Below are 13,509 nucleotides of genomic sequence, written 5' to 3'. Positions count from 1 at the left end.
TTTACTTCCTCACTGGGTTTAATCTGTTTGCTCGAAGGCATCGCCCATTGCGTTGATAAGGCGATCTATTTCATGTTCTTGGGTGATGAAGGGTAGTCCTAGTTGGATGGTGTCACCGCCATAGCGGACATAAAACCCTTGCTGCCATAAAGTGGTGGCGATCTCCACCGGTCTAATGGTAGCGTCTCCGTCACGTGGTGCGACCGTGAGCCCAGCAGCAAAACCAAAGTTGCGAATATCCAAGATATGTTTGCTACCTCTAAGGCTGTGGATCGACTTTTCAAATACAGGTGCTAGTTCGGCGACTTGTGGGATAAGCTGCTCTTTTTCCAATATATCTAGGGTCGCTAATGCACAAGCACAGGCCACAGGGTGGCCAGAGTATGTATAGCCGTGGGGTAACTCAATATTGTGATCTGGGCCTCCTGCATGCATAAAGGCATCGTAAATCCCTTGCTTAGCTAACACTGCTCCCATAGGTATAGCGCCGTTAGTAATCTGTTTAGCAATACAAATCATGTCTGGTGTAACACCAAAGGTTTGGGCTCCAAAGTAATTTCCTGTACGGCCAAAGCCAGTGATCACTTCATCAAAAATTAGCAGAATATTATGTTGTTCACAGATGGCGCGCAGGCGTTGTAAGTAGCCTTCTGGTGGAACAATTACACCAGCTGATCCGGAAAATGGCTCAATGATAACGGCTGCGATATTGGATGAATCATGCAAAGCTATAAGCTCTAATAATTCATCTGCCATCTCAGCACCTTTAGGTGGCATCCCCTGAGTGAAAGCCATGTCGGGTTGCAAAGTATGGGCGAGGTGGTCTGCTTCCATCGCTTGGCCCCACAGTTTGCGATTGCCATTGATGCCTCCCCAGCTTATACCTCCCCAACTGGCTCCATGGTAGCCTTTGATACGACCGATAATTCGAGTTTTGGTTGGCTGCCCTTGTTGGCGCCAATAGGCACGTGCAATCTTGGTGGCAGTATCAGAGGCTTCTGAGCCGGAATTGACAAAAAAAACCTTGTTGATATCTTCAGGTGCCAATGTGGCTAAACGCTCTGCTAACTCAAAGGCTTTAGGGTGACCATATTGGAATGCCGGTGCATAGTCGAGTTCGAGCAACTGCTTCTCTACAGCATTGGCGATTTCTGTACGATTATGGCCTGCTCCACATGTCCATAGACCAGAAAGGCCGTCAAATATCTTGCGTCCTTTATCATCGATGTAATAGGCACCTTGAGCACCAGTGATGATTCGTGGCTCGGCTTTAAATCGGCGGTTTGCAGTATATGGCATCCAGTAGGCTTGCATCTCTGTTTCTATCTGCTTTGTGTCCATTTGATCTGGTTCTCCTTTGGTTATTTCCCATTTTCTTTGGAAAAAACATGGACTTGCTTTTACTTTAAGCACGAGATTTGGTTTGATAAATACCAAATAATCGAACTAAACATGCGGGGTGATGAAACAATGAAAGCGTTATTAGGACAGTTATCCGATTTGGATATTCGCTTGCTGCGAGTGTTTATGGCTGTTGTTGACAGCGGTGGCCTAAGCGCAGCCGAGATGGAGCTTAACATTGGTCGTTCAACCATCAGTCGTCATTTGAAAGACTTGGAGCAACGTTTGGGGTTAGTTCTTTGTCATAGGGGACGCTCTGGTTTCTCTCTCACCAGCGAGGGATTACACATTTATGAATCGGCGCAGCGTTTACTATTTTCTATTGATGAATTTCGTCATGAGATAAATGGCATGCACCATAGTTTGAAGGGGCATCTGATCATTGCGATGTTCGATACTATGGTGACTAACCCTAAGTGTAAGGTTGATCAGGCTATTGCCGATTATGTAGCAAGGGCTCCTGAGGTTGCGATTGATATCCATGTTTTGCCCGTGAATGAAATTGAAAAAGGGGTATTGGAAGGCAAATATCACCTTGGGATTGTTCCACCGCACCGTCGTTCGGCTAGTCTTGAGTATTTACCTTTGTTTGGTGAGCAGATGTATATGTATTGTGGTAAAGGTCATCACTTTTTTCATATGCGAAGGTTGGTGAGTGATGAAGAAGTGATGGAGCAGAAATACGCTGGGTTAAGCTTTAGCAGCCCCAATATGGAGATTGGTCGAGCGCTTAACTTACACAAGAGCGCTACAGCAAGTAATCAAGAGGGGATCACCATGCTTATTCAATCTGGGCAGTATATTGGATTTCTGCCTGAGCATTTTGCCGCTATTATGGTGTCACAGGAAAAAATGGTTAGAATAAATAATCCAAGATTCTCATATTATTGCCAATTTACTGCAATTCATCGAAAATCGCCTAAACCGACTAGGATTGTGCAGGAGTTCCTTGATGCACTTACCCGTATTCAAACTGAGGCAGATGAAGTTCAGCAACCATATTTCTAAGGTTAGTGATTATGACTAGTACGTCTTTTCAGTTAGCACCCAAAACTTCGAAAGAGACCAAGTTCTCCTCTGCTCGAGTCGCTACGCAAGCCAATATACAGGGAGCCGCAGAGGGAGTGTTTGCTGAGTTTGGCTATAAAGGGGCCACCATGGAGCGTATTGCTCAGCAGAGTGGTATGTCCAAGCAGAATCTACTGTATTATTTTTCATCTAAAGACTTGTTATATAGAACGGTATTACAGAGCATCGTTGACACTTGGCTAGAACGAATGGTGTTTTCTGAGCAGAAAAATGCTACTCCAGAGCAACTTATTGAACAATATATCCGCAGTAAGTTGCAGCTCTCCCACGACAACCCCGATGCTTCAAAGGTATTTGCCCAAGAGATTATTTCTGGTGCACCGATAATTCGTGATTACCTTAAAGCTCATTTAAGGCCGTTGTTTAAGCGTAACCTTAAATTGGTAGAAGGCTGGATGGATGAAGGTCGGTTACGTAGGATTGAGCCCGATCATTTATTTATTGCTATATGGGCTATGACCCAAACTTATGCCGATTTCGCTTCCCAGATTGAGTTGGTATTGGATAAGCAAAAACTTGAGCAGCCAGATTTTGATCGTGCGGCCAAATTTCTCACTGATATGGTTTTAAACGGCATCTTAGCCCCTAAATAATCCCCTACCTTTATAGGGGACTTGCCCCTTACTGACTTATTTCTAGTCAATGAAACATTCTCTTATTTACTATGTTTAAAAATATTCATAGTTCACCTTGTCATTAAGCGTATGTAATTAATGAACTTTTGATTATTTTTGCTTCCAATTTAGACTGCGATTGCACAACCAGAAATCATCCATGTAATTTTTTGCCATTTGGTAAAAAGAGTGTTACTTGTACCAGCGGATAAAAAGTGTGCGAATTTTATTTCTGATCAAATCTTAATTCTTAAGGTTAGGTGTAACGAATAACCATGGAGGAAATATGCTGAGCAAGGACGTAGCGATGCAAATGGGAAACGCCACCGATGAACTTCTTGGTAGGCTCTGTCAGCAAGCCGGTCAAGTACGTGATAGTCATTGGGGTCAGCAGGTGTCTTATTCACGCAAGGTGTTTATTCCGCTGACGAATATGTGTCGTGATACTTGCCGCTATTGCACTTTTGTCAAAACTCCTCAGTCGGGAGAGGCGCAGTTGATGAGTCCGGAACAAGTTCTTACCACTGTACTGCAAGGTCAGCGTATGGGGTGTAAGGAGGCGCTTTTCAGTTTAGGTGAGCAACCTGAGAAACGGCACAAACTCGCGAGAGATTTATTAGCAGCTCAAGGACACAGTACAACAGTGGGTTATCTCAAGGCGATGTCTGAACTTGTTCTGGAGAAAAGTTTGCTGGTGCCCCATATCAATGCGGGTGCACTTTCTTATCAAGAATTAGCAATACTAAAACCTGTCGCTGGATCTATGGGCATGATGCTAGAAAGTTTAAGTCCAGCTTTAACAAAAAAAGGTGGTGCGCATTATGGTTGCCCAGATAAAACACCTCAGCGTCGCATCGATACTCTAGAAGCTGCGGGTGAGTTAGGTATTCCGTTTACTACAGGGCTATTGATAGGGATAGGAGAGTCTTGGCAAGACAGAATTGAGAGTCTGCTAGTTATCGAACAATTACATGAAAAGCATGGTCACATCCAAGAAGTCATTATCCAAAACTTTCGTGCTAAGACAGGAACGGAGATGGCTGATGCCTCTGAACCTTCCAAGGTTGATATGTTGCGCACATTAGCGGTGGCTAGATTGATACTCTCACCCTCAATCAGTTTGCAGGCTCCACCTAATTTAGAACAAGATTATCAGGACTACCTTCGTGCTGGTATTAATGATTGGGGCGGGATCTCACCGTTAACGAAAGACTTTATTAATCCCGAGCGAGCATGGCCGCAGATAGAGCGTTTAGCGGAACATTGCCAATTGGCTGGATACCAATTAATCGAACGATTGACTGTATACCCTGAGTATCAGCTATCAGCTCAAACACCTGTAGAAAGTTTGGTTCACTCAAGAATACGTTCACAGGCTGCAGACAATGGTTTTGCCATGATACAGAGCCACGCTAGTTAAGTTGTCCAGTTAAGGAGATAATGATGTTGTCACGGAGCGACCAGTCAGAAATAACCCAGATCCCATATAGTCGTTTGAACTCAGAAATTAGAGATACTTTAAAGCAGGCACTTGATGGCAAAGAAATATCACCTAAGCAAGCCACAAATCTGTTTAATGCCAAAGGTCAGGATCAGCAGGCTCTACTTGATGTCGCCGATCAAGTTCGTCACAACTTGTGTGGTGATAAGGCCAGTTTTGTTATCACCCGTAATATCAACTTTACCAACGTTTGCTACATGGGTTGTAAGTTCTGTAATTTTGCTAAGCCTATAAAGCATAAAGATGCAGAGTTCATTTCACTTGAAGAGGTTGCTGATAGAGCCCAGCAAGCTTGGGATCGCGGGGCGACAGAAGTCTGTATTCAAGGTGGATTACATCCACAAATAAGCGCTGACTTTTACCGTAATTTACTTTTAGCGATAAAAAAGCGCTTACCCCAAATGCATATTCACGCCTTTTCACCTTTTGAAATTTGGTACGGTGCACGTCGTGCCAAGGTGGGATACAAAGAATTTCTACAAGATCTCAAACTCTGTGGTTTGGACACAATGCCAGGCACAGCCGCTGAGATTTTGGATGTTGAAATTCGTCAGCAATTGACCAAAAACAAGCTCAGTACTGAAGATTGGATCAGCATAGTTAAGGCTGCCCATGAGGTTGGCATTAAAACGACTTCAACCATTATGTATGGGCATATAGATCAACCTTATCATTGGGCCAATCATCTTGAATTATTGCGTAATACCCAGAAGGAAACAGGCGGTTTTACCGAGTTTGTTCCGCTTGGTTTCGTGCATTATAAAACCAAACTCTACAATGATAATCCGGGACAGGTGCGGCCAGGGCCGACTCGAAGTGAGCATTTTAAAATGCATGCGGTAGCAAGGCTGATGCTGCAAGGACAAATCAATAATATTCAGGCTTCTTGGGTCAAGATGGGTTCAGATGTGGCTATACAGATGTTGCGCTCGGGAGCCAATGATCTTGGTGGTACCCTAATGAATGAAAGTATCTCGCGTGCGGCGGGCGGCGAACATGGTCAAGAAATTCAGCCACAAGATATGGTGCGTTTTATTCACAAGGCCGGCCTGAATGCTTTTCAGCGTTCAACCTTGTACCGCTCTTTACAGGAGTACCCACTGCAAACCAGCAACCAGCAGCAAGGACAACTTATCTTGCCATCTCAAGAGATCGCGCGCTTTGAGGCATCGCTATGAGTGGTTTGAGTATTACCTTACTTGCCGGCGGTGTCGGTGGAGCGAAAGCGGCCGAAGGGTTAGCCAAAAGTTGTTATGCTGATGGCCTCAAAATCATAGGTAATGTTGGTGATGACCAACAGTTCCATGGTTTGTGGGTATCCCCCGATATCGATACTCTTATCTACACATTGTCAGAGCGAATTGATCGTAACCAAGGCTGGGGGCTAGCTGGAGACAAACAAAAAGTTCTGAGCGGCCTTAAACAACTAGGCGTGGATACTTGGATGCAACTGGGCGATATGGATTTCGCTACCCATATTTTTCGCACTGAGCAGCGCCGCTTGGGTGTTCGAGCGCAAAAAATAGTAGAGCAGATAGAGCGAGCAAACGGAATAAATATTCCTATATTGCTGCCAACTGATGACATAGTGCAAACCAAGCTCAAGTCAGGCGGTCAATGGTTGAGCTTTCAAGACTACTTTGTTCGCCTTCATTGCCAGGCTAAAGTCGATGAAATTCGTTATTTAGAGTGTGATAAAGCGAGTGCAACACCTGAGTCTATTGAAGCTTTGAGCTGTGCGGATCTAGTGCTGATTGCTCCGAGTAATCCACTGCTTAGTATCGGCTCTATCTTGTCGATCGGAGATATTCGTACTCAAATACAATCGCTTTCAAAACCGATTGTTGCCATCTCTCCTCTAATTGGTAGTCAAGCGATTAAAGGACCAGCAGTCGAGTTAATGCAATCACTCGGCTATAGCCCAAATGTCCTTGGTATTGCGACTTATTATTGTGAGCTGATTGATGTGCTAGTCATTGATCCTGTAGATGAACAGTATGCACTTGATATTGAAGCTATGGGGGTGCAGGTAGTGATTCAAAATATCTGGATGCGTAATGAGGCTGAGAAAATTGCTGTAATGACAAGTATCGTGGACCAGATCATCAAGCTACCACTAAAAAAGGTAAGTTGATGCTGGATAAGCTGAATATTGTCATTCCAATCAAGGCACCAAGTTCTGCTAAACAACGTTTAATGGGCGTGCTTAACATGGCTCAGCGTGAGGCACTTGTGTTAAACCTTTACCGGCAAACGTTGCAATTTTTTTCCCAGCACTACCCGCAGGTTAATTGCTTGGTGGTGACAAACTCAGCCAAAATTGCCGATATAGCCTCACATTTTGGCGCCAATGCTCTGATTGCAAAGCAACCAAAAGGCTTAAATGCAGCGATTGAGGCAGCCACTCGCTGGAGTCTTGAGTCTGGTTATCAGTTTCAGATGGTTATCCCAGCAGATATTGCCAGACTGAATGCCAGTGAAATTGATGTCTTGTTACAAGCGACTAAAGCAGGCAGTCAGGTTGTAATAGCAAGAGCCAAGGACTCAGGGACCAATGCTCTTATTACCACGCCACCCAATGCTATTGAATTTCACTATGGTCGCCAATCAGCTCTTGCTCATGTACAGCAAGCACACGCTAATCAACTTAGGGTCGAAGTGCTCAACCTTCCAGATCTTAGTCAAGATATCGATGTGCCAGATGATTTAATCCAAGCCTTTCCTGATTATCACCACAAGGAGTACTGCTATGAATAGTTCAGTAACCGCAGAGTCCGCTAACGCGCTCGCTGTTAATAAGATGCAGATGTTTAGCTTGTCTGGCTTACCGGATTTTAAACCCGGTATGGATCTGGTCCAGCATTTAATAGATGCGTTGTCTGCTCAGGGGGAATATCTGCAGCATGGAGATATCTTGGTGGTAGCACATAAAGTGGTGTCAAAAACGGAAGGTGCTGTGGTTGATATCGAGACTATGTCTGCTAGTGATCAGGCAATCGAATTGGCTGAAAAAGTGAATAAGGATCCGCGTAAGGTGCAGGTAATACTCGATCAGTCAGCGCGTATTGTGCGAAGCATAAAACGTGCAGAGCAGGATGAGGGCATCTTGATTGCTGAGCACAAATTGGGGTTTGTCTGTGCCAATGCCGCTGTCGATGAGTCCAATACTGACAGCGTAGGGCAATTGATTACCTTGCCCGAAAACCCCGACCGCAGCGCTATGCAGCTATGTGAGCGACTAGAAGCTCATTTTGGTTGTCGTCTTGGCATTGTCATCAGTGATACTTTCGGCCGACCATGGCGTCTTGGCCAAACTAACGTAGCGATTGGACTGGCGCGAGTGCCAGCCATTCAACAGATGTGCGGTGACGATGATGCTTGGGGGCGAGAGCTTAAGGTAACGGCACCTGCTTTTGCCGATGAATTGGCTGCCGCATCAGGCCTTTTAATGGGCAAAAGTGACAAGTGCCCAGTGATAATTTTTCGCGGGTTGAACTGGCGAACAAGCGACAGCTCAGCCAAGCAGATCTTAAGACCCATCAAGGAGGATTTATTCCGATGAATGAAACTAGCAAGATAGCAATTTTAGGTGGCACAGGTCCACAAGGGAAAGGTTTGGCTCTACGCTTTGCAATAGCAGGTGTTCCTGTTGTGATTGGTTCGCGTGATAGTGAACGAGCAGCAGAGGTAGCGGTAGAGTTGAGTGCTGCTTTACCTCAGGGAAGCGCAACAATTGAAGGCATGGAAAATTTAGCGGCCACAACAGCTGCGGATGAGATGATTATTCTATCTGTACCTTATTCAGCGCATGATGCGACGCTAGCAGATCTTAAACATCTTCTGAGTGGCAAAATCTTGATTGATATTGTTGTTCCTCTTGCGCCGAAAAATCCCAAAGCGGTGGTAATGCCACCAGAAGGTTCAGCAACCGAAGCTGCGCAAGCTCTATTAGGTAATGACATTGCGGTAGTGGGTGCTCTTCACAATGTATCTGCGGTCACGCTGAATAATATCGAGCAGTCGATCAATTGTGACGTTTTGGTGTGTGGCAATCAGTTAGATGCCAAAAAATCGGTAATGACTCTGATAGAAAAATTGGGTGTAAAGGCATACAACGCTGGCCTTGCTGAAAGCGCACGCTGTATCGAAGCGCTGACTCCAATACTGATCAGGCTCAATATCTCGAAAGAAGTGCCCTTTACTCACGCAGGCGTCACAATTGCGCCACCTGCTCACTAAACATATTACGTAAGGAAACAAAAATGGAATTTGGAATTACCTTTAAAGGCTTTGTGAGCCCAAATAGAGCAAGAAATCTGGTACGTCAGGCAGAAGAAGCGGGTTTTACTTACTGCTGGTTCTATGACTCACACATCCTTTGGCGCGAATCTTTTGTCGCAATGGCTATGTGTATGGAGCACACCAAAACCATGCGTTTTGGTCCGTGTGTGACTAATCCAAATATTCGAGATTGGTCGCTAGCGGCAAGTTTATACGGCAGCTTAGCATTGCAAAGTGAGGGCCGTTTTGATCTTGGTTTGGGACGTGGTGATTCATCTATGCGTGTTATGGGTAAAAAACCAGCTCCTTTGGCTCGTTTGACTGAGTTTACTCATAAAGTCAAAGCTATGGTTAAAGGTGAAGAACCAGTGTCCTATGATGACTGCGCCTCAGAGGTGAAATTCCCTTGGGCAGTAGGCTACGATCTTCCGGTATGGATTGCAGCTTATGGACCCAAAGCGCTCGCAACAGCTGGTGAACATGGTGATGGTTTGATTTTGCAGCTTGCTGAACCAAGTTTGGTGAAATGGTTTACCGACCAAGCGCTTGAAGCTGGTAAAAAATCTGGCAAGGACATGAGTAACTTTAAAGTGCAAGCCGCGGCTCCAGCCTATTTTGGCGACAAGCAAGAGTGTTTGGATAAAACCCGTTGGTTCCCTGCTATGGTAGGAAACCATGTTGCTGATATTGTTGAAAAGTATGGCAGTGACTCAGGTTTAGTGCCGACGAGCCTTACTGACTATATCGAAAAGCGTAAAGGTTACGATTACTCTAAGCATGGTCAAAGTGATAACCCTTATTTAGAGTTTATCTCAGATGAGATTATTGAAAGCTTCTCTGTACTGGGCAGTCCAGACGATCACATTACCAAGATTAAACAGCTCGAAGAGGTGGGCGTGACTCAGTTTAATATCTATTTAGATAATGGTGACGAAGAGAATATTATTGCTCAATATGGTCAGCATATTATTCCAGAGTTTAATCGGGAGTCGTAAGTGCATGTTTAAAAATGTATTCTTAGTATTCTTTTGGGTTATAAATGATGTTGTTGTATAAGGTCATCATTTAATTTTCATAGGTTTTATATGGGGAACAGGGTTGATGCTATTAAACGCTGTTCCTAACCTCCCTTGGATACAATAAAATTTTATCCGTCACTTAAGAATATATAATTACCCCAAATAAGGTCTGAAGGCGACATTTTAATGTCTTATAGCGTTAGTGTAATGCAATAAATTGACAGATAATTATCGCTATTTGCTTGGACTCCGTATGTTGCTATCAAAAGATATGAGCCGTGGTGAAGCATTAATCGCCATGCTAAAGAGTGAGCGTCGTAACGTTATCTTTTCGATCGGTAGTGCGGTTCTATGCAGTTTGGTTGAAGTTCTCCCTTGGTTGTGTCTGTTATTCTCTCTTGAAGCTTTAGTCTCAGAAGAATCTCCAATTTTATACCTGTCTATTTTTGCTATTGCATTGTTTGGGCGTTATGGGCTGTATGCCTTTGCGATCTGGATGGCGCATATTGCAGCCTATCAAATTATTCAAAAGGCACGCCAGCATATAGTGCGTGCTTTAGCTTCAATGGATATCGAATATGTGCGCAGTCAACAGCGCGGTGATATAGAGAAAAGGTTATCAGATGACTGCCAAGGCCTCGAGCCGCTTATTGCACATCATGGGACGGATGTGATAAATGGTGTATTGATGCCTATCTTGTTGACTTTAGTTCTGACTTATATTGATTGGAGATTGGCTCTCGTAGCTTTATTACCACTTCCTGTGGCACTTGGTGTTCAGATTATGTTGATGAGTGGGTTTCGTCATCGACAACAAAAATACATGGAGGTTGTAGCTAGGATGCACCAAGCTCAAATGGAGTTTCTGAATAGTATTGGTGTGATGAAGCTTTTCTCGGTGGATGCCGATTCCTACCTAGCTCTTAGCCGTACGATTCGATCACATAATAAAATTGTTAATGGTTATACAAGAGTTATGGTTGGAGCTTGGGTTACATTCGTTACCTTGGCTCAATCCTCAATGATGTTTGTAGTACCAGTGGCTATTTTACTTTTTGAAATAGGAGACTTGACATTAGTTGAACTGGTGATGGCTGTATGCCTTAGTATCGGTATACTCAAACCATGGTTGGACTTGACTCAAGTTTTTTCTCAGATTCAGCAATCTTTTGTTTCGATTGACCGATTATTGCCTTATTTTCATCAATCTCGAAAGTCTACAACAAGTTATGATGGGCACCTTGTTAGCTTATCTTGCGATAAACTGGATGTTTTTAGATCAGGTAACCATTTACTTAAAAATGTTTGTTTAGAGTTTCATCCGGGCGAACGTATCACAATTGAGGGAGAGTCGGGGTCAGGAAAAAGTTCTTGGCTTATGACTTTAAACGGCTTCGTTGCACCGATGAAAGGTGGATGGCAGATAAATGGTACTTCTATTAATGATTGGGACGACGAATCTCGCAGCCTTTATATCGCATCTGTAGATCAACATGTGGTATTTTTCTCTGGTTCATTACGGGATAATCTGGCTATTTCTAAGCAAGTTTCCACTGATGATGATTTATGGGAGTTGCTTTCACTTTTAGGACTAAAATCTCTAGTTACGGAATTACCAAACGGTCTAGATACTGACATCGGTGAAGCTGAGCGTTTGTTTAGTGGCGGAGAAATGCAGCGTTTAGCAATCATTAGAGCGGCTTTGGCCAAAACTCCTGTATTAATATTGGATGAAGCGACCGCCCACCTTGATCAATTATCAGAGCAAAGAGTTTTGGATGGTTTACGTGAATACCACTCTGAACAAATTCAATTAATTATTAGTCATCGGGCAATGCGAGTAGAACACGTTGAACGCCGTTTGTGTGTAGAAGCTGGGACAGTTAAGGAAGTGCATTATGACTAATATTCAGCTTCTTATTCGTCACAGCGGAATTGATTCCCGGCAATTTAGACTAGGCCTTATTGGAAAAGTGGCAGTCGAAGCTCTATCTGTGTTGATGGTAGGTGTGTTGTTTTTTTGGCTATTAACCCCAAATCCTATGTCTTGGGTAACGGTAGGATTCGTTGCTGCTTTAATATTAGCAGTTCAGTGGTGGGTGGGTCAGAGTGCTAAATACACCTTTCTAGGGGCCTATAAAATTACTCATGGACTTCGTAGTCAACTGCTCACGGATATAAGAAGACAACCTCTTTCGGTTCTAAGAGGCAAGCGCTTGGGTGAAAAGGTCAAGTTGTTGACCGCTGATCTTAAACAATTTGAAGATATATTTAGTCATCTAATAGCTGACTTTATTTCATCATGGGTTGTGCCTTTAGCAATGCTATTTGTGGTTGGATTCATTCACCCTATTTTAGGTATTGTAACATTTGCTGTATTTTTATTGGCGTTGAGTGTTTTGATTTTGTTTGAGAAAAACTTCAATCAACGTGCGTTTGCTCATCATAAAACCAACATAGATGTATCAAGTAGATTACTGGAATATGTTGACTGCTTACCTATGCTTCGCGGATTCGCAAAAACTGAACGCTTGGCGAAGCCACTATGCGATAAAATTGAACAACAAAGAGCTGATGGTCTTGGTTTAGAATGGGCTGGAGGTGTCGGAGTATTGTTTGCGACCCTAATGGCAGAATTTACAGTGGTATTTAATCTTGGCTTGGTCAGCTTCTATCTACAAGATGGCCAGTTGTCATTATCTGAATGTCTAGTGGTTGTCGTCGCTAGTGTTGCTTGTGTTCGGCCCTTAACAAGAATGACGGTCTATGCTGCTCTGTTAAGATATATGCTTCATGCTGCCAATAGGCTTGTAAATATTGTGCAATTACCTCAGCAAGTGGTTGAGGGTACTCCCCCGAGTTGCTGTGATGTTACCGTTGAAGACATGCACCTTGTGATAGATGAACAGACCGTTATTGATGGTATCAACATAAATATTCTAGAGGGCCAGAGGGTTGCTTTCGTAGGAGCTAGCGGTGCTGGTAAATCGAGCTTGCTGGATTCTATCGCTGCTTTTCATATACCTAGCTCAGGTTCAGTTAAGATTGGTGGTTTGCAAGTTGATGAAGTCGGGACAGGTCAGTGGTATAAGATGGTCTCTTATGTAACACAAGATGTTCAGTTATTAGGGGGGAGTTTACGTGACAATCTTGTACTGGCGAAACCTGATGCAACTGAAGAAGAAATCGAGTCGGTCGTTGATGCTGCAGGGTTAGCGCCTTTGGTTGCAGGTCTACCAAAAGGTATTGACAGTGATGTTGGGGAAAATGGAAATAGATTGTCGGGTGGGGAGCGTCAGCGAGTGTCAATCGCAAGAGCCTTGTTGCACGATGCCCCCATTCTTTTATTGGATGAGTTCACTTCTGCACTCGATGAGAATACTCAAGATAATATATTATCAACGATAGATAAGCTCTCGCGTGGTAAAACAGTTATTACCGTTGCACACAGGCTTGATACGGTGCGAAATATGGATGCCATTTACGTTTTAGACCATGGAAAAATTGTAGACTCTGGTACTCATGAAACACTTATAACCAAACATGGTCGCTATCAACAGCTTTGGCAGGCTGGCCAGAAAGCGTGATAGAGTTTCAGTGTTAA

12 protein-coding genes are annotated in these 13,509 nt (G+C 43.8%); 11 read left to right on the top strand and 1 reads right to left on the bottom strand.

The genetic code is table 11. The annotated features are described in order from the left end of the window. Nucleotides 1-18 precede the first annotated feature (18 nt). Nucleotides 19-1,341, bottom strand: a complete 1,323-nt coding sequence (locus tag KO511_RS18580) for an aspartate aminotransferase family protein (protein ID WP_215988894.1) — start codon at nucleotides 1,339-1,341, stop codon at nucleotides 19-21. 129 nt (nucleotides 1,342-1,470) lie between these two features. On the opposite strand from KO511_RS18580, the gene KO511_RS18575 reads away from it, so the two are divergent. The 11 genes from KO511_RS18575 (at nucleotide 1,471) to KO511_RS18525 (ending at nucleotide 13,492) form a co-directional block, all read left to right on the top strand. Beyond that, nucleotides 1,471-2,409 (top strand): LysR family transcriptional regulator, encoded by a 939-nt coding sequence (locus KO511_RS18575; protein ID WP_215988893.1) that lies wholly within the window; start codon nucleotides 1,471-1,473, stop codon nucleotides 2,407-2,409. A gap of 11 nt (nucleotides 2,410-2,420) precedes the next feature. Beyond that, nucleotides 2,421-3,083, top strand: a complete 663-nt coding sequence (locus KO511_RS18570) for a TetR/AcrR family transcriptional regulator (RefSeq protein ID WP_215988892.1) — start codon at nucleotides 2,421-2,423, stop codon at nucleotides 3,081-3,083. A 307-nt stretch (nucleotides 3,084-3,390) separates the two neighbouring features. After that, nucleotides 3,391-4,524: a 7,8-didemethyl-8-hydroxy-5-deazariboflavin synthase CofG gene (gene cofG, locus KO511_RS18565; RefSeq protein WP_215988891.1), complete on the top strand. Its 1,134-nt coding sequence runs from the start codon at nucleotides 3,391-3,393 to the stop codon at nucleotides 4,522-4,524. Nucleotides 4,525-4,544: 20 nt separating this feature from the next. After that, nucleotides 4,545-5,783, top strand: a complete 1,239-nt coding sequence (cofH, locus tag KO511_RS18560; RefSeq protein ID WP_215988890.1) for a 5-amino-6-(D-ribitylamino)uracil--L-tyrosine 4-hydroxyphenyl transferase CofH — start codon at nucleotides 4,545-4,547, stop codon at nucleotides 5,781-5,783. Further along, nucleotides 5,780-6,739 (top strand): 2-phospho-L-lactate transferase CofD family protein, encoded by a 960-nt coding sequence (locus KO511_RS18555; protein ID WP_215988889.1) that lies wholly within the window; start codon nucleotides 5,780-5,782, stop codon nucleotides 6,737-6,739. The genes cofH and KO511_RS18555 overlap by 4 nt, the downstream gene beginning before the upstream one ends. Continuing rightward, nucleotides 6,739-7,362, top strand: coding sequence for a 2-phospho-L-lactate guanylyltransferase (gene cofC, locus KO511_RS18550; protein WP_215988888.1), 624 nt, complete (start codon nucleotides 6,739-6,741; stop codon nucleotides 7,360-7,362). The genes KO511_RS18555 and cofC overlap by 1 nt, the downstream gene beginning before the upstream one ends. After that, on the top strand, nucleotides 7,355-8,167 hold the full coding sequence (cofE, locus tag KO511_RS18545) for a coenzyme F420-0:L-glutamate ligase (protein ID WP_215988887.1): 813 nt from the start codon (nucleotides 7,355-7,357) through the stop codon (nucleotides 8,165-8,167). The genes cofC and cofE overlap by 8 nt, the downstream gene beginning before the upstream one ends. After that, nucleotides 8,164-8,844 carry an NADPH-dependent F420 reductase gene (gene npdG, locus KO511_RS18540; RefSeq protein ID WP_215988886.1) on the top strand — a complete coding sequence of 227 codons (681 nt, stop codon included), beginning with the start codon at nucleotides 8,164-8,166 and terminating at the stop codon, nucleotides 8,842-8,844. Before cofE ends, npdG begins: the two co-directional genes overlap by 4 nt. 23 nt (nucleotides 8,845-8,867) lie before the next feature. Beyond that, complete coding sequence (locus tag KO511_RS18535) at nucleotides 8,868-9,881, top strand: TIGR03842 family LLM class F420-dependent oxidoreductase (protein WP_215988885.1); 1,014 nt, start codon at nucleotides 8,868-8,870, stop codon at nucleotides 9,879-9,881. Between the two features lie 277 nt (nucleotides 9,882-10,158). Next, on the top strand, nucleotides 10,159-11,811 hold the full coding sequence (locus KO511_RS18530; RefSeq protein ID WP_215988884.1) for an ATP-binding cassette domain-containing protein: 1,653 nt from the start codon (nucleotides 10,159-10,161) through the stop codon (nucleotides 11,809-11,811). Then, nucleotides 11,804-13,492, top strand: a complete 1,689-nt coding sequence (locus KO511_RS18525; RefSeq protein ID WP_215988883.1) for an ABC transporter ATP-binding protein — start codon at nucleotides 11,804-11,806, stop codon at nucleotides 13,490-13,492. The genes KO511_RS18530 and KO511_RS18525 overlap by 8 nt, the downstream gene beginning before the upstream one ends. Nucleotides 13,493-13,509: the final 17 nt, after the last annotated feature.

The sequence above is a fragment of the Vibrio hepatarius genome (assembly GCF_018860525.1).
In the GTDB taxonomy this organism is placed as follows: Bacteria; Pseudomonadota; Gammaproteobacteria; order Enterobacterales; family Vibrionaceae; genus Vibrio; species Vibrio hepatarius_B.
Note: the sequence above shows the minus strand (reverse complement) of the source record. Positions and strands in the feature narration are given on the sequence as shown.